At 70.2% G+C, this 17235-nt stretch carries 17 protein-coding genes and 1 pseudogene; 12 read left to right on the top strand and 6 right to left on the bottom strand.

The window, feature by feature from the left end; translation table 11 throughout:
- The first annotated feature begins 292 nt into the window (after positions 1–292).
- The 5 genes from AB0N06_RS14215 (at position 293) to AB0N06_RS14195 (ending at position 4923) form a co-directional block, all read left to right on the top strand.
- Entirely contained in the window at positions 293–1549 is a 1257-nt protein-coding gene (locus AB0N06_RS14215; protein ID WP_366134958.1) for a sensor histidine kinase, read from the top strand.
- A complete protein-coding gene (locus AB0N06_RS14210; RefSeq protein WP_366134957.1) occupies positions 1521–2216 on the top strand; it encodes a response regulator transcription factor in 696 nt (231 codons plus the stop codon). The genes AB0N06_RS14215 and AB0N06_RS14210 overlap by 29 nt, the downstream gene beginning before the upstream one ends.
- Before the next feature lie 149 nt (positions 2217–2365).
- Positions 2366–3304, top strand: a complete 939-nt coding sequence (locus AB0N06_RS14205; protein WP_366134956.1) for an ATP-binding cassette domain-containing protein — start codon at positions 2366–2368, stop codon at positions 3302–3304.
- The gene (locus tag AB0N06_RS14200; RefSeq protein ID WP_366134955.1) at positions 3301–4113 is read left to right on the top strand and encodes an ABC transporter permease; all 813 of its coding nucleotides are present in this window, start codon (positions 3301–3303) and stop codon (positions 4111–4113) included. Before AB0N06_RS14205 ends, AB0N06_RS14200 begins: the two co-directional genes overlap by 4 nt.
- A 345-nt stretch (positions 4114–4458) precedes the next feature.
- Positions 4459–4923, top strand: coding sequence for a zf-HC2 domain-containing protein (locus AB0N06_RS14195; protein ID WP_366134954.1), 465 nt, complete (start codon positions 4459–4461; stop codon positions 4921–4923).
- Between the two features lie 145 nt (positions 4924–5068).
- Here the strand turns inward: AB0N06_RS14195 and AB0N06_RS14190 are convergent, their stop codons facing one another.
- The gene (locus AB0N06_RS14190) at positions 5069–5602 is read right to left on the bottom strand and encodes a histidine phosphatase family protein (RefSeq protein WP_366134953.1); all 534 of its coding nucleotides are present in this window, start codon (positions 5600–5602) and stop codon (positions 5069–5071) included.
- 680 nt (positions 5603–6282) lie between these two features.
- Between AB0N06_RS14190 and AB0N06_RS14185 the strand changes: the two genes are divergently transcribed.
- The 3 genes from AB0N06_RS14185 to AB0N06_RS14175 all read left to right on the top strand — a co-directional run bounded on the left by AB0N06_RS14185 (position 6283) and on the right by AB0N06_RS14175 (position 8833).
- Positions 6283–7467, top strand: coding sequence for an AI-2E family transporter (locus AB0N06_RS14185; RefSeq protein WP_366134952.1), 1185 nt, complete (start codon positions 6283–6285; stop codon positions 7465–7467).
- A 250-nt stretch (positions 7468–7717) separates the two neighbouring features.
- Positions 7718–7900 carry a hypothetical protein gene (locus tag AB0N06_RS14180; protein ID WP_366134951.1) on the top strand — a complete coding sequence of 61 codons (183 nt, stop codon included), beginning with the start codon at positions 7718–7720 and terminating at the stop codon, positions 7898–7900.
- A gap of 153 nt (positions 7901–8053) precedes the next feature.
- Entirely contained in the window at positions 8054–8833 is a 780-nt protein-coding gene (locus AB0N06_RS14175) for a hypothetical protein (RefSeq protein ID WP_366134950.1), read from the top strand.
- A gap of 363 nt (positions 8834–9196) precedes the next feature.
- Here AB0N06_RS14175 and AB0N06_RS14170 read toward each other — a convergent pair whose 3' ends face one another.
- From AB0N06_RS14170 to AB0N06_RS14150, 5 genes are all read right to left on the bottom strand, one after another.
- On the bottom strand, positions 9197–10168 hold the full coding sequence (locus tag AB0N06_RS14170; RefSeq protein WP_366134993.1) for an aldo/keto reductase: 972 nt from the start codon (positions 10166–10168) through the stop codon (positions 9197–9199).
- Positions 10169–10437: 269 nt separating this feature from the next.
- Positions 10438–10905 carry a DUF5709 domain-containing protein gene (locus AB0N06_RS14165; protein WP_366134949.1) on the bottom strand — a complete coding sequence of 156 codons (468 nt, stop codon included), beginning with the start codon at positions 10903–10905 and terminating at the stop codon, positions 10438–10440.
- A 280-nt stretch (positions 10906–11185) separates the two neighbouring features.
- Positions 11186–12052: a metallophosphoesterase gene (locus AB0N06_RS14160; protein WP_366134992.1), complete on the bottom strand. Its 867-nt coding sequence runs from the start codon at positions 12050–12052 to the stop codon at positions 11186–11188.
- A 548-nt stretch (positions 12053–12600) separates the two neighbouring features.
- The gene (locus tag AB0N06_RS14155) at positions 12601–12996 is read right to left on the bottom strand and encodes a nitroreductase family deazaflavin-dependent oxidoreductase (RefSeq protein ID WP_366134948.1); all 396 of its coding nucleotides are present in this window, start codon (positions 12994–12996) and stop codon (positions 12601–12603) included.
- A gap of 253 nt (positions 12997–13249) precedes the next feature.
- Positions 13250–14152 carry a UbiA family prenyltransferase gene (locus tag AB0N06_RS14150; RefSeq protein WP_366134947.1) on the bottom strand — a complete coding sequence of 301 codons (903 nt, stop codon included), beginning with the start codon at positions 14150–14152 and terminating at the stop codon, positions 13250–13252.
- Positions 14153–14194: 42 nt separating this feature from the next.
- Between AB0N06_RS14150 and AB0N06_RS14145 the strand changes: the two genes are divergently transcribed.
- The 4 genes and pseudogenes from AB0N06_RS14145 to AB0N06_RS14130 form a co-directional block, all read left to right on the top strand.
- On the top strand, positions 14195–15262 hold the full coding sequence (locus tag AB0N06_RS14145) for a 3-oxoacyl-[acyl-carrier-protein] synthase III C-terminal domain-containing protein (RefSeq protein WP_366134946.1): 1068 nt from the start codon (positions 14195–14197) through the stop codon (positions 15260–15262).
- 7 nt (positions 15263–15269) lie between these two features.
- Positions 15270–15806: an isoprenylcysteine carboxylmethyltransferase family protein gene (locus AB0N06_RS14140; RefSeq protein WP_366134945.1), complete on the top strand. Its 537-nt coding sequence runs from the start codon at positions 15270–15272 to the stop codon at positions 15804–15806.
- A complete protein-coding gene (locus AB0N06_RS14135) occupies positions 15803–16816 on the top strand; it encodes an NAD(P)/FAD-dependent oxidoreductase (protein ID WP_366134944.1) in 1014 nt (337 codons plus the stop codon). Before AB0N06_RS14140 ends, AB0N06_RS14135 begins: the two co-directional genes overlap by 4 nt.
- Before the next feature lie 125 nt (positions 16817–16941).
- A pseudogene (locus tag AB0N06_RS14130) lies at positions 16942–17130 on the top strand (GNAT family protein); the annotation flags it as partial.
- Positions 17131–17235 lie beyond the last annotated feature (105 nt).

Below are 17235 nucleotides of genomic sequence, written 5' to 3'. Positions count from 1 at the left end.
CCTTCATTGTCCCGGTCGAGGACGGCCGCCGCACTCGCACCTGGATGGCCTGGGCGGACAGCACTGCCATCTGGGGTCGCGCGCTCAGCGGAGAACGGACCGCGCCCGGCCGACCGAAGGAAAGCCCGCAGCTTGTGCCGCTGGCCGGAGCGTACCGGCGTGGCGACCCCGATGGAGGCCGCCGGCCCGGCCTTCAGGCCCTCACCCTGCCCGGTCAACGACGCCGTGCCCGGGGACTGCCGTGCCGAAGTGACGCGATGCCTGGCCCGGCCACCGCGCTTACGGTGGTGAGATGGCAGTCATCAACGGTTGGAGGCGGGAAGCACGAGCCAGGCCTGGCGTGGTGGACGCGCTGCTGTCGGCCGTGCTGTTCGCGCTGTCGGTTGTGGCTTCTGCTGTTGTGCCGGACGAGCACCGGATCGAGTACCGGTGGCAGGGCGTGGTGCTGGCGGCGGTCGGCTGCTCGGCGTTGATGTGGCGGCGCCGTCACCCATTCGGCGTACTGGCTGTCGCGGTCGGCTGCGGAGTGCTTTTTCAGGTGCTCGGATTCCGGGAGAGCCCGGTGGTGGCAAGCCCGGTCGATGTGTCCGTCTACACCGTGGCGGTGCGGACCGACCGGCGCACCACCTGGACCGCGACGTCGATCACGGCCGCAGTCCTGGTGGGGGCGGCCGTGGTGTTCGCCCCGGGATCGTGGCTGGAGCCGGAGAAGGCGGTGATGCTGGCGTGGACGGCTCTGTCGGCCGCCATCGGGGACGCGGTGCGGTCACGCCGTGCCTATGTGGCAGCCGTGGAGGAACGGGCGGAGAACGCGGAGCGGACCCGTGAGCAGGAGGCACAGCAGCGGGTGGCGGCTGAGCGGGTCCGGATCGCGCGCGAGCTGCACGACGTCGTCGCGCACCACATCGCCTTGATCAACGCTCAGGCAGGCGTCGCCGTCCATCTCGCGGAGCGGCAGCCGGAGCAGACACTCGCCGCTCTGGAGAACATCCGGGACACCAGCCGGTCGGCGCTGGATGAACTTCGCGTGACCGTCGGCCTGCTACGGCAGTCGGGTGATCCGGCGACGCCGCGCGATCCGATGCCGGGTCTGACGCAGCTACCGGCTCTGCTGGCGTCGTTCGAAGGCGCCGGCCTGGCTGTCAGGCACAGTCAGCGGGGTGTCAGTGAACCTCTGGCGCCGGCAGTCGACCTGGCCGCCTACCGCATCGTGCAGGAGGCCCTGACCAATGTGCACAAGCACGCCGGCGCGGACCACGCCCGATTGTTCCTGCACTACCGCCCCGAATGGCTGACGATCACCATCGAGGACGACGGACGCGTCGGACCGAACCACCAGCCGACCCAGGGAACGGGGCACGGGCTGATCGGGATGCGCGAGCGGGCAGCCATCGTCGGGGGCACGCTGTACGCGGGAGCCCGCCCGCAGGGCGGCTTCGCTGTGACTGCCGATCTGCCCCTGCGAGCCGCAACGGCCACGGGCGGTCCGGCAACGAACGGACCGCCGAGGAGAGATGGGTATGACGATCCGCGTACTGCTCGCCGATGACCAGGCCCTGCTGAGGGGCACCTTCAGGATGCTGTTCGATTCTGCGGACGACATGGAGACCGTGGGCGAGGCATCCAACGGCCGCGAGGCAGTGGAGCTGGCCCATGCACAGCACCCGGATGTGCTCCTGATGGACATCCGCATGCCCGAGATGGACGGCCTCGCCGCGACGCGGCTGATCGGCGAGTCGGAGGACCTCGCAGAGGTGAAGGTCCTCATTCTGACCACCTTCGAGGAGGACGAGTACGTCGCCGAGGCGCTGCGCGCGGGTGCGAGCGGCTTTCTCGGCAAGGGGGCGCGGCCCGAGGAGCTTCTCGAGGCCGTCCGCACGATCGCCGCCGGGGAGGCGCTGCTGTGCCCGTCTGCCGCCCGAGCGCTGATCACGCGATTCCTGACGCAGCCGGAAGCGTGCCCGGCAGCCATGCACGAGCGGCTGGAGTGCCTGACACCACGGGAACGCGATGTCCTGGCGCTCGTCGCGCTGGGACTGTCGAACGAAGAGATCGCCGATCGCCTGGTCATCAGCCCGCTGACCGCCAAAACCCACGTCAACCGGGCCATGACCAAGCTGGCGGCTCGTGACCGGGCCCAGCTCGTGGTCATCGCCTACCAGAGCGGCCTGGTCAGCCCGGCGATGGAGCCGAGCCGCTCAGCAACATCCGCGTAATCTCCGGCACAGGTACGTGCCGAGTTCCGTCCCCGCTGTAGGCCGGCGGACTCCGTACCACGGACGTGGTACCCCGGAATCGCTGCACGGGGACGATGCGCAAGGGGCCGTCCCCGCGCGAAAGTGAGGTGGTGAACGGAGGTTTCGCAATGATCGAAGCCCACTGCCTGACCAAGAGGTACGGCGACAGAACGGCCGTCGAGGACTTGTCCTTCACGGTCCGCCCCGGCGTCGTGACGGGGTTCCTCGGTCCCAACGGGGCTGGTAAATCCACCACCATGCGGCTCATCCTCGGCCTGGACGCCCCCACCGCGGGGCGTGTCACGGTCAACGGCCGCCCCTATGCAATGCACGAAGCGCCCTTGCGCGAGGTCGGGGCGATGCTGGAGGCCCGCGCCATCCACACCGGCCGCACCGCTTACCACCACCTGCTGGCCCTGGCCGCCACCACTGGCATCCCCCGCCGGCGCGTGAACGAGGTCATCGACCTCGTAGGCCTGCGCGATGTCGCCAACAAGCGGGCCGGCGGGTTCTCCCTGGGCATGGGCCAGCGTCTCGGCATCGCCAGTGCGCTTCTCGGCGACCCTGCCACGGTCATCCTCGACGAGCCGGTCAACGGCCTCGACCCGGAGGGCATCCGGTGGATTCGGAATCTCCTCAAGAGCTTGGCGGGGGAGGGGCGCACGGTGTTCGTCTCGTCGCATTTGATGAACGAGATGGCGCTCACCGCCGAACATCTCGTCGTCATCGGCCGCGGCCGGCTCATCGCCGACACCTCGGTCGAGGAATTCACCCGCGGCGCGGCCCGCACCGTGGTGCGCGTGCGGTGCCCGGAAATCGGCCGCTTGAAACGTCTGCTGGCCGGCCCGGATGTCACCCTCACCTCCTGCGCGCCCCACACCTTGGAGGTAGTCGGCCTGACGAGTGACCACATCGGCACGGTCGCCGCCGTGCACGGGCTCACCCTGCTCGAACTCTCTCCCCAGAGGATCTCTCTGGAGGAGGCATTCATGGAACTGACCCGGGACGCGGTCGAGTACCGCGCCAACAGCACCGGCGAGCCGTTCGAGGTAAGGAGCACGTTGTGACTACGGTCCTTACGTACCCGCTCGACTCGACAGCGCGCCCCGGCAAGGTGACCCTGCGGCGGGTCCTCAAGTCCGAATGGATCAAGCTGCGCACCGTGCGCTCCACGTCGATCACCTTGCTGACCGCCGTGATGGCGATGGTCGGGTTGGGCATGCTGGTCAGTCACCTGCGGGCAGGCCACCTCGACGCGCGGGAACTGGCGCACTTCAACGGAGCCGAGGTCAGCCTGGGCATGTACCGGCCCGCACAGCTGGCCATCGGTGTCCTCGGCGTCATGGTGTTCACGGGTGAGTACTCCACCGGACTGATCCACGCCACGCTCACGGCCGTCCCCAGGCGGCTGCCCATGCTGGTGGCCAAGGCCGCCGTCTTCACCGGCGTCGTCCTCGTCCTGATGACCGCAGCCGCTTTCGCCGCCTTCTTCGGTGGCCAGGCTGTCCTGTCCTCCGCTCACCTGGACACGCATCTCTCCGACCCCGGCGTCACCCGTGTGGTTTTCGGAACCGCCCTCTACCTCACTGTCGTCGGACTGTTCGGCGTTGCCCTGGGCGCCATCATCCGCAGCTCTGCGGGAGCCATCGCCACGCTGGTGGGCATCCTGCTCGTCCTGCCCGGACTGGGCGCCCTGCTTCCGGCCGACTGGGCTCAGCACATCGACCCCTACCTGCCCAGCAACGCCGGACAAGCCGTGCTCTCCGTCGTCCCCGATCCCTCGATGGCCCCCTGGACAGGTCTGTCACTGTTCGCCGGATACGCAGCCGCCCTCCTGGGCCTCGCGGCCTGGCTCCTCAAGCGACGCGACGCCTGATCGGCGCAGGATTCGCCGACCGCACGCCCCGGGCCACAGTCCCGGCGCCCACGGCACCGCGCATCATTCGCTGCGCCGCCGGCCCACCGCATCCCTGATCCACGGCTGAACCTCCTGGATCTTCCCGCTGCTGTTCGCAGCCGCAGTCTTCCGCTCCCGGCGCCGGGCCTGCCCGCAGAGCGGAGGCCCCGCCGATCGAAGGCGACCCACAGCCACCAGGACAGCCCCGCCGAACAGACCACGTCCACCGTGGACGTCACCGAACAGGACCAGGATGGCGCCCGCGCCTGAACTCCATGGCCGCACCGACCGCGCGGCCCCCCCCGCACCGAGAGGACACCCGCCATGTTCACCACACCCCAGGAATGCAGCACGATCCGTGAGCTGCTGGCCGGATACGCACTCAATTCCCTCGCCGCCGACGAAACCACTCTGGTCCGCGCCCACCTGACGACCTGCTCCGCCTGCCGGGACGAACACGACTGCCTCGCAGCGGTGAGCGCGCACCTGCCCCTGCTCCGCGATGCTCTCGCCCGCGACACCGGCCGACGGCAGCAGATGTACGTGCCCGCCCCGGCGGAGGGCTGCCACACGCCCCGTCACCAGCCCCGTCGACGTCGGCCGGCCCGGGGGGTCATGGCCAGGCAGCTCACGCTCACCCAACTGGTGAGCAGGACGCGTGCATCCGGTGAATCCGGCAAGAGCGTAGGCAGGGATGCCCAGGGCTCCCGGGTAACGGCAGACAGGGCGGAGGGGCAGGCCGCGCCTCAGCCTCTCCGCCGGGTGGCCACACCCCGGCCGGCCGCGTGAGGCCGAGGCGGGCCGACCGGGCCCTGTGGTCGCATACGCCTCGCCTGGCTGTTGAGGTTCGATGCCCAGCGCTCCTCCCATGGCCTTGTCAACGACCGGATCGTCGTCGGAGCGCTGGTGTTCGCCCTGCTGGGGGCGGGGGTGCTCAACGCCTGACGGTCAGGCCGCGGGGAATCGCGAAGGCGGTGAGTGCCGCGCTGCCGGGTTCGAGCCGGGCCCACGGGCCCGGGAACAGGAGCACGGCGATGGCCGAGGTCGGGAACTTTCCGTGGACCCCAGCGAGTGCCTGGTCGTCACCTTCTCCGGCCAGGGACAGGACCAGGTCCTGTACGCCTGGTTGATGGCCGATCAGCAGCACGGTCCGCCGCCGCTCCGGAACCGCACGCACCACATCGAGCAGGGCGGAGGCGGTTGCCTCGTAGACCCGCGGTTCGAAGACCACCTCCGGAACCGCACCGAGTTCCGCCGCGACAAGCTCCCATGTCTCACGGGTACGCCTGGAGGTAGAGCAGATGACCAGTTCGGGCACGCACCGAGCCTCGCGCAGCCACCGCCCGGCCGCCGGGGCGTCCCGGCGGCCCCGCCCGGCGAGCGGACGCTCATCGTCGGCTACACCCTCCGGCCAGGCCGACTTGGCGTGCCGCAGCACGATCAGCCGGGTGTGCGCGGACCTGGGCACGGTCTCATCTCGCTTCCGTCGACTGCATGCCACCGACTCCGCGCCTGAGGTCCGCCGCTGCTTGCCCGGATGCCGACGGCACGCCGGGAGCGCTCCGCGGTACGAGCGTGCATCTCGCGGGGGCGAGGAACAGCCATGTTCCCTGACCGGCTCGCAGAATCGTGAGGCCCACGGGTGCTCCCTCAAGCTCGATGGGTCGGTTCCCCCCATGGCGGGCCGGAAACCGGCGGCCCTGACGGGACCAGTCTTGGTCGGCATCCGGCACCGAACCAGTCGATTGCTCCACCCGGCGGAATGGACAAGGAAGCACCCCGGATGCGGACCGGGTTCGTGACGGCGGCGCGGTGGGAGGCCCACCGCCGCCGGAAGTGCGGCTCCTGGGCGAACAGTTCACCGACGAGGGCAGTCAGCCGGGCTGCTGCCGCAGTTGCGTCCCGGCCCCGCCTGTTTGACCCGTGGCCGTCCTCGCGGGCAATCAGCCTGCGATCTCCGTCGGGAACCAGCGACTGCGCCTGTCGGGTGACGTCGCGAGTGTGCAGCCGTGGGAGCCGGGGGGACGCGGCGCCGTCTGGTACCAGCAAGGAATGCCCAGGCGATCGCATCTCCAGCCCGACAATCCGGACCCCGGCTCCCGGCCTGGAAGGCGGAGGTCTCCGGTCCGTGCGGCGTCGCGCCAGGCGATGCGTGGCATCAGAGGTGCCACGCCTCGGGACCTGGGCTCGCAGCGCGCAGCGGCCGACCCGACGCAGGAACTGCATGTGCCCCCCGCGCTGCGGACGGCCGCTGCCTACGCCTGGCGGACGCTCGTCGTGGGAGCTGTCGTCTACGCCGTCTTTTCCGTGCTGGGACGGTTTCACGAGGTTGCGGTAGCAGTCTTCCTCGGCCTGGTTGTCACCGCGTTGTTGCGCCCGGCGGCTGACCTCCTGGCTCGTGTGATGCCGCGGCCACTCGCGGTGGCGGTGACGCTCCTCGGCAGTATCGTCCTGGTCCTCGGCGTGCTGTCCTTGGTCGGTGAGGCGGTCGCTGGAGAACGTGCCGGGCTGGAGCGGCAGTTCAGCGAGGGCCTTGCCAGGATCGAGCGGTGGCTGGAGAAGCCACCGTTCCGGTTGAACCCCGGGGCACTGAGCGACTTGCAGGTCCGGATCGGCCAGTACCTGTCCAGCCATCGGTCCACCCTGATCAGCACGGCGCTCAGCGGCGTGGGCCGGCTGGTCGAGGTGATGACCGTGTTCGCTCTCGCGCTGTTCTGCTCGGTCTTCTTCATCCACTCGGGCGACCGGCAGTGGGACTGGCTGTGCGAACAGTTTCCGGCGACGGCGCGGGAGCGAATGGAGATCGCGGGCCGAGCGGCGTGGCGGACGTTCACCGGGTACACCCACGGCATCGTCGTGGTGGCCACTACCAACTCCGTACTCGTGGGACTTGCCCTCTTCGTACTCGGAGTGCCGCTGGCGATTCCGCTGGCGCTGCTGGAGTTCTTCGCCGCCTTCGTCCCACTGATCGGTTCGCCCATCGCCCTCGCAGTGGCTGCCGTCGTGGCTCTTGCGTCAAAGGGCCCGCTCGTAGCGGTCGTTGTCATCGCGCTGATCGTCATCATCGGCCAGATCGAGGGGCACCTGCTGCACCCGATCGTGATGAGCTGGGCAGTCCGCCTGCATCCAGTCGTGGTCGCACTCTCGGTGATCGGTGGCGCGATCGCGGCGGGGGTGCTCGGAGCGGTGGTGATTGTTCCGCTGGTGTCCGTCGCCTGGTCGGTCCATCAGGCTCTGCAGCGGGCACGGGGATCCAGACAGGCGAACGCCACCCGTACGCGGTCGGCGACCGGCGTGCGCAGGGGGCGAGGGCCGAACCGTCCCGGCGTGTAGCGACCCGGGACCGGATCTTCGACAGCGCCTCCAGCGAATACCTCGATGAGCGCTACGTCCTCTTACGCGAAGTCGATGGCGCAAGCCCGGCACCGTCACCGCTGAGCTGTGCCCCGGCGCCGCCGCTCCTCGTACGCGCCGGGGTGAGCGCCCCAACTGAAAGGGAGCGAGGACGTCTCGCCCGCGGACGGCGGAAAGCGGCATGGTGCCGGACCCGTGCCGGCTGCGACGACGACGCCGCCGTTGCGCCGTGCACGATCTCGCCGGTGTCGGACTGCCGTTGCGCGATCTGCGGGGCGTGGAGCAGGGCCCCGGCACCAAGGCGGTGTGGTGCGAGCTGCCGGGCGGCGGCGACCACACGTCCCATGGTGAGCCCTTCGCGGTCATTCGGGTCGATTCGGCAGGGATGTCCGTGGGCGTGATCGCAAGGTGAATGCTGCTGTACAGTCCGCCCGCCGTGCAGGCTCAGTGGTCGTGACGAAGGAATAGGTACGTGCGAATTCGTTTCAGGTGTGCTGTGTTGCTTCTCCCTCTGTCGCTCTCGCTCGCCGCTTGCGGCACTGAGGACGGGCAGTCGGAGTCGGCTGTGTCGAAGAGCCCGGAGACCAAGGAGTCGCCGAAGGCTTCCGCCGCTTCCGCGCCCGAGTTGCCGGAGGACTTCCTCGACCTCGCCGAGAAGGCGATGGAGGAGGAAAACGCATGGACGTTCTCCGTGAAGGGGCAGGAAGGGCTGACGCTGCGGGGCCAGGAGAGCGCTGCGTCCTACCGGGCCACGGTCCGGCGCGGCATGGTGCCGGAGGGGCTGCACTCGCAGGGCGTCAGCACCAGCAGCAAGGGCGCCAAGGAGAACGAGGAGATTTACGTCGTCGACGGCACGGCGTATCTCAGGAAGGGGGGCGCACCGTGGAAGGACGCGCCCGCTTCCGACCCCGAGATGCAGAACAAGGTCGAGGACCCGGTCGCGGCCATTGAGGAGTTCCGGGCGTACGCGCGGGCCGCCACCGGTGATGAGGTGAAGATGACCGCGGTGGACGGCACGGTCGAACTCCGCGTCGGCAGCGACAAGCAGAAACTGACAGCCGTCCGGGACCGTGCGTGGGTGAAGAAGGCGGTGCGGGAGTTCGACTCCACTGCCGAGCAGCTCCGCACGGCCGGCATCCCGGTGAGCGACGCGCAACTCACCCTGTCCGGCCTGGAGGAAGTGTTGGTCCTGGACGCGACGACGTACCGCGTCGAGAGCCACCGCTTCGAGTTCGGCTTTCTGATCCCTTACGGCGGACAGAACATCACGTTCGAGCAGGACGTACGACAGGAGAACCAGGGCACGTTCAACGGGAAGATCGAGCTTCCTGCCGGCGTGCGTTGACCTGGTCCGTATGGGCCGGGTGCTCCAGAAGGTCCTCGGGCCGTTGGTGGGCAGGCTCGGTTGGACGGTCAGGTTGCCGGGCGGAGCAGTGCGGCGAGGCGGTGGCCGACTCGTTAGATTCTCGTCAGCGGTCACCATGACGACTGGTGCGAATTCAAGGGAACCCTGACGGAGTACCTGGCCGGGCTGGTCACCGGGGCGGTGCAGCCGGTCGGCCTGCCGCCGGACTTTCCCGGTGCGACGCCGGCCATCGAGGCCGACTGGCCGTTTCGGCAGCGTGTGAACGAACCGGCCCGTGGAATCTCTTCCGCGGGCCGGTTCGCATGCCGCGGCATGTCAGGGCGGGCGACGCCCGCCCGCGGATCAGGAGTAGAAGTTGCGCTGCCACCGGTGCTTGGCCAGCACGGCCAGCTGGTCGGTGGAGAGCGGACGCCCGTCGCTCAGGGCCGTGTTGCGCTCGACATTGCGTACGGTTCGCATGCCGGGGATGACGGTGGAAACCGCCGGCGAACTCAGTACGAACCGCAACGCGGTCCCGGCGATCTCATCGGGGGTGAGAGCGAGGTCGGCGACGATCGCGGCCACCCGCTGTTCGACCTGTGCAGGGCGGTCATTGCGGAAGTAGCGGTTGCGCCAGTCACCCTCGGGGAACGTGGTGCCCGCGGTGATCCGACCGGTGAGGCCGCCCTCGTCCAGCGCCACCCGCACGATGACACCGACGCCGTGTTCCTCACAGGCCGGCAGCAACGTGTCGGCGGGTGCCTGGTCGAAGATGTTGTAGATGACCTGCACGCTGTCCACGGCGCCACTGCGTACGAGTGCGAGTGCGAGTGCGCTGTCGGGCTGGTGGTCGTTGATGGAGACGCCGAACAGGCGGATCTTTCCCTCCTGCTTCAGTTCGGCGATCGTCTCCAGCCAGTCGCCACGGCCGACCCAGTCGTCGCTCCACACATGGAACTGCAGTACGTCGAAGTGGTCCAGGCCGCTGGCGCGCAGACTGGTCTCGAGGCTGGTGCGGATGTGTTCGCCGGGGAACGTCTCGACCGGGTCAAGGCCGTGGGGCGCCGGCCATGTGCCGTTCTTCGGTGGCACTTTGGTCGCGACGCGCACCTCGTCGCCGGCCCGCTCGCGCACGACCCGGCCGACGATTCGCTCACTCTCGCCGTAGCCGCGGGCGGTATCGATGAAATTCACACCAAGGTCGATGGCGCGGTGCAGGGCTCGTACGGACTCGTCCTCTGTGGCACCCACCCAGCTGGACTCGCCGATGCCCCACGCGCCGTACCCGATCTCGGACACGGACAGTCCACTTCGCCCCAGCTCGCGGTAGCGCACAGTCATCCTCCACGTCGTGGTCCTCGTCCCGGCCGAGTCAAGGCTTCCGCCAGGAATCACGTTGACGATAGGCGACATGGGTGGCAGGGGCAGGTGGATTTTGCGGGGACCGCTGTCGTGGTCACGGATGTAACCGTCGGCGTGTGCGCGGTGGGTCCGGCGCACCAGCGGCCGGTCGACCACCTCGATCAGGACCGAGCGCGCATGGTCCGAACTCTGCCGAGAGCCCGGGCACGGGCATCAGCGCTCAGGCCGCCCCTACGAGTGGACTACTGCTCGTTCTGGTCGGGGACCACATGTACCGCCGCTTCCTCGGCGGAGGCTGCCGCGCCATCGATTCCCATATCGAGGGCGATCATGCACCTCTCATCGTCTCCGTGTGCGCCCTCGTCGGGCGCGACCAGTCGCCCCGCGCGCAGATCACCTACCTCCCCGTCCCGGAGTTCACCGTCCGTGTCGACGACATCACCGATCCCGTCCCCGTCCGGGGGGTACACGTCCGGCTCCTCCTCGCTGAGGCGCTGGTCGAGACTTTCTCCCTCTCGCTGCTCGGCCGCAGTGACACCATGGTGTTCCACGGCCCATGGCCGCTCAGGGGGCGAATAGCCTGTGTCGAGCGGGTCCTGGCCCGCCCCGTCGTCGAGGGTGTCGGCCGGGTCCAGAAGCCCGGCGTCGTCCTGCACTTCCGAGCCGTCCGGCTGGTAGACCTCGTCACCCATCGTGGTGTCGCCGTCCATGGCACCTCCACTGTCGCGAATGGACCGTCGGGACAAATGTGCCATTTCGCGCCATGTCCTCTCTATCATCATCTGGGGTGTCGGCCGTCGGGACGACCGGAAGCGCTCAGGCGTCCCGACGCACTGCTCAGCGGGGGCCGGTCGGATACGTGCGGGCGCCGCCGGGCCCGAGGTCAGCCGATGTGGACGCGGGGCCGCAGAGCGGGGTCAGGTGCCGCCCGGCGCAGCACCTCGCAGTTCGGCCGATCGGCGGCATGCGCCGATCACCCGCACTCCGCGATCAGCCCTTCTCGTCGGCTGCGCGGGTCCGGTCCGCCCAAGGAGACGCCAGCGGGACGACCCGCAGCGGGGTGCGCGGCGGGCGGGCCCGCCATTCGCGCGGGTAGCCGATCGACACCTCCTCGAACCGCACGCCGTCGTAGTGAGTCACCCGCGGAATGTGCAGGTGTCCGTAGATCACGGCCGCGGCACGGAAGCGGCGGTGCCAGTCCCGGGTGAGTTCCGTCCCGCACCACTGGGCGAACTCCGGGTACCGCAGCACATCGGTCGGTTCCCGCACCAGCGGATAGTGGTTCACCAGGACCGTACGGTGGTTCTCCGGAACGGCGGCCAGTCGGAGCTCGGTCTGCCGTGCCCGCGCACGGCACCAGTCGTCGCGCGTCGGGTACGGGTCGGGGTGGAGGAGGCGCTCGTCGGTGCAGACGACCCCGGTCCTGTGGGCATAGGCGAGGGACTCCTCCTTGGTGGTCGTTCCCGGTGCGCGGAACGTGTAGTCGTACAGCACGAAGAGAGGCGCCACGGTCACCGGCCCCTCTTCGTCCTCCCACACCGGATAGGGATCCTCCGGGGTGACGACGCCCAGCTTCCGGCAGAGCTCGACCAGATGGAGGTACCGCGCCTCGCCCCGCAGCTCCACGGGGTCGCGCGGGTGGGTCCACAGCTCATGGTTCCCGGGGACCCACACGACCTTCGCGAAGCGCTCGCTGAGCATCTTCAGCGTCTGCTCGACGTCGGCGACCTTCTCGGCGACATCCCCTGCCACGACGAGCCAGTCGGCGTCGGTGCCGGGGCGCAGGGACGACACGATGGCACGGTTATCGGCGTAGGCGACGTGCAGGTCGCTGACCGCCAGCAGTTGTCCGTTCAGGGCAAGCCCTCCTCGTTCCGTGGGTTTCGCACCCGGCCGTCCCCGGCACGTCCCGTCAGTGGTGGAACAGTCCCGGACCGGAGCGGGCGAGCGTGACGCCGTGTGCCTGCAAGGCCCGTTCGCCCTTTCCGGCTCCGATCGAACCATCTGGCCCGGCATTGCACGAGACGCCATGACGCCGGGCGTGGTCGCCGAACGGCGGCAGGGCCGATGGGTCCGGTCGCGAAGCCGGTGATCCTCTCGGATGCGGTACGCGTCTGCCGGCACACCGTGGGCGACGTCGTACGAGGTCAGGGCGAGTACGCCTGTTCCGCGCGAAGGTGTGTCCGGCCCGACGGCGAGGGCGGTGACACCCAGGGATCGGGCGATGCCGGGGGCGGGATCGAACGCTGCCCGGGTCCCCTCGTCCTCGTGGCTCCGGCGTTCCTGCGCGGCCGCGTCACTTCCGCCGCTGCCGCAGGGGACGCTGGGCGCGGTACGGGACCTCTGCGACCGTCGTGTCCGGGCCGGGATCCGCCGGCGCCGGCAGGCGGACCGGCCGGTCGCCCTCAGCCGCTGAGATCGACCCGCACACTCAGCAGGTCGGTACCGAGTGCCCGGACTGCCGCGCTGTTGAGGCGCGGCAGTGTCCTGAGCCGGGCGTGCGGGTCGTCCTGCGGGACCGGATGGGCGGTTCCGGCGTGCCAGCGCCCCCTGATCCGGACCCGTACCTCCGGGTTCGCCCGGATGTTGCGTACGTACTGCGACTTCTCGCCGTACTCCGAGACCAGCCAGAATTCCTTGCCGACCCGGCGGCCGCCGACCGGGGTCCGGCGGGGCAGTCCGGACGTGCGTCCCGTGGTCTCCAGGAGGGTCTGGTTCGGCAGCCGGCGGAGCACCGGATTGCCGATCCGCCGCTGGAACGTTGTGACCGCCCGGAACTTCATCTCGTGATAGCGCGACATGGGTGACTCTCCCGTCGTTGCTGGCAGCTCCCGCCGGAGCCGGCCCGAGGACTGTCCCGTCATCCCTGGCGGGTGCGGAACCGACAGCTACGGCACTGTGCCGTGGTGTCGGAACGCGGCGAATACGTCCAGTATGAGGACGCTCCTCCGCCTCGCGACGCACCGCACCGGACGCCACGACCTGTCCGGCCCCGATCCGCCGGACACCCCTGGTCGAGAAGCCGGTCGGGCTGCGGCGTCCGTGGGAGGGGGATCAGCCCAGTGCCCTGCTGTGCAGGAGCAGCAGTGCGATGTCGATCCCGGCCAGGCCGAGCGTGGCCAGGAACGGCAGGCGGCTGTCGGGTGCGGAGCGCAGTGGGAGGCAGACGGCCACAGCCAGGGTCCCGGTCACGACGAGACCGGTCCAGCCCGTCGCGTCCGGCGATCCCGGCGGGCCGAGGACGAGGACGCCCGATGCGGCGAGCAGCGCGAGTGCCGCGACGGTACGGGTCCGGCGTCGGCCCAACCGCTGGGGCAGACCGCGGACGCCCGCGGCCAGGTCGGCGTCGATGTCGGGGAGGACATTGGTGAAGTGCGCGCCGAAGCCGAGGAGCGCGCCCGCGACCACTGGCGTGGCGGCCGGCCAGGGGTGGCCCGGCAGCGCGAGCGTGACGAAGGCGGGCAGGTGGCCGAAGGCGACGGCGTACGGGAGCCAGGACCACGGTGTTCGTTTGAGTCCCAGGTTGTAGGACCAGGCGGCGGCGACCCCGATCAGATGGGCGCCGCCCGCCGCCGCGCCGTTCGCCAGCGACAGGGGGACGCACAGGACAAGTGCGGCACAGGCGGCCACCGCGACGGTTCGGGCCCTCACGGCGCCGTCCACGAGCGGCTTGTCGCGCCGGTTCGCGGCCGTGTCCCGTGCGATGTCGATCCAATCGTTGCTCCAGCCGACGGAGAGCTGCCCGGTGAGCATGGTTAGAGCGACCAGGCAGCTGCCGGACGCATCGCGTCCCGCGGCCACGGCCAGCGCGGTGATCAGGGCGGAGACGGCCAATGCGGGGGCCGGGTGGGCCGACAGGAGCAGGGCGATCGCGACCCGGCCGGGGCGGGGAGCGGCCGCCTGCGCGGCGGCAGGCATCGAGGCGGACACGGAAGCTGCCCGAAAAATGTGATTCATGACGTTCGATCAAAATACGTTATTCGCCCGTATGGTGATGGAATGACGCGAATCATCGCGATCCATGGTGTGCTCCCGCCACACCGATACGAGCAGTCCGAGATCACCCACGCCTTCGCCGATATGTGCCTGCCATCGGGCACCGACCGCGGCGTGCTGGAACGCCTGCACACGTCCGCCACGGTACGAGGCCGCCACTTGGCCCTACCCCTGGAGCGGTACGCCTCCCTGAGCGGATTCGGGGAGGCCAACGACGCGTTCATCGAATCCGCGCTCCGGCTCGGGGAACGGGCGGTGCGCGGTGCCCTGGACCGGGCGGGTCTCGACGCGAGCGAGATCGACCTGGTCATCTCCACCTCGGTCACCGGCATCGCCGCCCCGTCGCTGGAGGCGCGGCTCGCCGGACGGGTCGGGTTGCGGCCCGATGTGAAACGCGTGCCGATCTTCGGTCTGGGCTGTGTGGCAGGAGCCGCCGGACTGGCCCGGGTCCACGACTACCTCGACGGTCACCCCGGACAGGTCGCGCTGCTGCTCTCGGTCGAACTCTGTTCACTGACCCTGCAACGTACCGACGCGTCCGTGCCGAACCTGGTGGCGGGCGCCCTGTTCGGCGACGGCGCCGCCGCGGTCCTCGCGGTCGGCCGGGACCACCCGCACCGTCGGGAACACCAGCGCGGGCCGGAGGTGGTTGCGACCCGCAGCACGCTCTACCCCGGCACCGAACGCAGCCTGGGCTGGGACATCGGCGACGCGGGCTTCCGTATCGTCCTCGGCGCCGACCTCCCCGACCTGGTACGCGAGACGCTCGGCGACGAGGTGCGCTTTTTCCTCTCCGGCCACGACCTCAAGACGCAGGACGTGGCGGCCTGGGTATGCCACCCCGGCGGTCCCCAGGTCCTGGAAGCCGTACGCGAGACGCTCGATCTGCCCGCCCGAGCGCTGGAACCGACCTGGCGTTCGCTGGCCGAGGTCGGCAATCTCTCCTCCGCGTCCGTCCTCCACATCCTCCGGGACACCCTGGCGCTGCACCCGCCACCGCCCGGATCGCCCGGTCTCCTCCTCGCGATGGGGCCGGGCTTCTGCACCGAACAAGTCCTCCTCCGCTGGTAGCCGCCCCGTGATCCCCTACACGGTCCTCATCCTCCTGGTCGCCGTCGAGCGCCTCGCCGAAGTCGTCACCGCCCGGCGCAACGCCGCCTGGAGCCGCCGCAACGCCGGAACGGAGTACGGGCGCGGGCACTACCCCGTCATGGTCGCCCTCCACACCGCGCTGCTGGCCGGCTGCCTGGGGGAGGCCTGGCTGGGCGGCCGCCCCTTCCTGCCCGCGCTCGGCTGGCCGATGCTCGCCCTGGCCCTCGGTGCCCAGGGGCTGCGCTGGTGGTGCATCACCACGCTGGGGCCGCGCTGGAACACCCGCGTCATCGTGGTGCCGGACCTGCCCCTCGTCACTGCCGGACCGTACCGATGGATGGACCACCCCAATTACGTCGCTGTGATCGTCGAGGGTGCCGCGCTGCCGCTCGTCCACACCAACTGGCTCACCGCGACCGGTTTCACACTCCTCAACCTGCCGCTGCTCGCAACCCGCGTGCGGTGCGAGAACGCCGCTCTGGCCGGGGCCGCCCCGGCGCCGACCCCTGCGGCCACGCCGTGATCGACCTGCTGGTGGTCGGCGGTGGCCCCGCCGGACTCGCCACCGCGATCCACGCCGCCGCATCCGGACTCGAAGCGGTGGTCACCGAACCGCGCCCCACCCCGATCGACAAGGCCTGCGGCGAGGGCCTCATGCCGGGCGCCGTACACGCGCTGGCCGAACTCGGCGTCAGTGTCGCCGGACACCCACTGCGCGGGATCCGGTACGTCGACGACCAGCACAGTGCCGAAGCCCTCTTCGCACCCGCCCCCGGCCGCGGCGTCCGGCGCACCGAACTGCACGCCGCGCTGGCCAGCCGAGCGGCGGAACTCGGCGTACGGGTGATCCCGGCGCGGGCGGGCGGCATCCGGCAGAGCACCGACAGCGTCCACGCAGCCGGCATCACCGCCCGCTACCTGGCCGCCGCCGACGGACTGCACTCACCGATCAGACGCCAACTCGGCCTGGACCGCCCGGATCCGCGGCCCCCCAGATTCGGCCTGCGCCGGCACTACGCGATCGAGCCCTGGACGGACTGCGTCGAGGTGCACTGGTCACCACGGGCGGAGGCCTACGTCACGCCGCTCGGCCCGCGCCTGGTCGGCGTCGCCGTCCTGACCGCGGAACGCGGCCCGTTCGACAGCCACCTGGCCCGCTTCCCCCTCCTCTCACGCCATCTGCCCCCGAGCACCGCCACCCCTGTGCGCGGCGCCGGACCGCTGCGCCAGCGCGTCGGCTCCCGGGCGGCCGGGCGGGTCCTGTTGGTCGGGGACGCCGCGGGATACATCGACGCGCTCACCGGCGAAGGCATCTCCCTGGCCCTCGCCGGCGCCGCGCAACTGGTGCGCTGCATCCGGGACGACCGCCCACTGGCGTACGAGCAGGCGTGGCGCAAGGTCTCCCGGCGCCACCGCCTGCTCACCGAGTCGTTGCTCAGGGTCCGTCAGCACCCGCGACTCGCCTGTCGTATCGTTCCGGCCGCGACCCGCCTTCCCGCGGTCTTCACCGCCCTGGTCAACCAGTTGGCGTGACCGGCTCTCCGGGTGTGGCCGTCCCGGCAGGTTCCTCCTTCACGCCACGGCGGACCCCGCCGAACTGACCGAGGGCGCCCGCCGCCTCGGCACTGCGGTGCGAGGCGCCGAACGCTGAGGAGGACACGCTGGGCGTGCACCGGCTCTACGCACGGCTGGATGTGGAGAACACCGGGTCTGTGCGGGTCTGTGAGCGCCTCGGGATGCGCCGGGAGGCGCACCTGGTCGAGAACGACCTCGACGGGGATCGCTGGGGCAGCGAGTACATCTACGCGGCGCTGTCCGCGGATCTTGGCAGTCGATCAGGCGATTGAGCCCGACGCTGCCTCCTGTTCGTGATCTTCCATATGGGAGAATCCTGGTATGTCTGGTGGGGATGGCCTGTTCGAGGTGGATCCGGCGGCGGTGGTGAAGCCGGA

It is taken from the genome of Streptomyces sp. NPDC051020 (assembly GCF_040683105.1).
In the GTDB taxonomy this organism is placed as follows: Bacteria; Actinomycetota; Actinomycetes; order Streptomycetales; family Streptomycetaceae; genus Streptomyces.
Note: the sequence above shows the minus strand (reverse complement) of the source record. Positions and strands in the feature narration are given on the sequence as shown.

Excerpts from the sequence above, each read along its gene's own strand:
- AB0N06_RS14215 (WP_366134958.1), top strand. The coding sequence starts at position 293 with ATGGCAGTCATCAACGGTTGGAGGCGGGAAGCACGAGCCAGGCCTGGC.
- AB0N06_RS14210 (WP_366134957.1), top strand. The coding sequence starts at position 1,521 with ATGACGATCCGCGTACTGCTCGCCGATGACCAGGCCCTGCTGAGGGGC.
- AB0N06_RS14205 (WP_366134956.1), top strand. The coding sequence starts at position 2,366 with ATGATCGAAGCCCACTGCCTGACCAAGAGGTACGGCGACAGAACGGCC.
- AB0N06_RS14195 (WP_366134954.1), top strand. The coding sequence starts at position 4,459 with ATGTTCACCACACCCCAGGAATGCAGCACGATCCGTGAGCTGCTGGCC.
- AB0N06_RS14185 (WP_366134952.1), top strand. The coding sequence starts at position 6,283 with ATGCGTGGCATCAGAGGTGCCACGCCTCGGGACCTGGGCTCGCAGCGC.
- AB0N06_RS14165 (WP_366134949.1), bottom strand. The coding sequence starts at position 10,905 with ATGGACGGCGACACCACGATGGGTGACGAGGTCTACCAGCCGGACGGC.
- AB0N06_RS14155 (WP_366134948.1), bottom strand. The coding sequence starts at position 12,996 with ATGTCGCGCTATCACGAGATGAAGTTCCGGGCGGTCACAACGTTCCAG.
- AB0N06_RS14150 (WP_366134947.1), bottom strand. The coding sequence starts at position 14,152 with ATGAATCACATTTTTCGGGCAGCTTCCGTGTCCGCCTCGATGCCTGCC.
- AB0N06_RS14145 (WP_366134946.1), top strand. The coding sequence starts at position 14,195 with ATGACGCGAATCATCGCGATCCATGGTGTGCTCCCGCCACACCGATAC.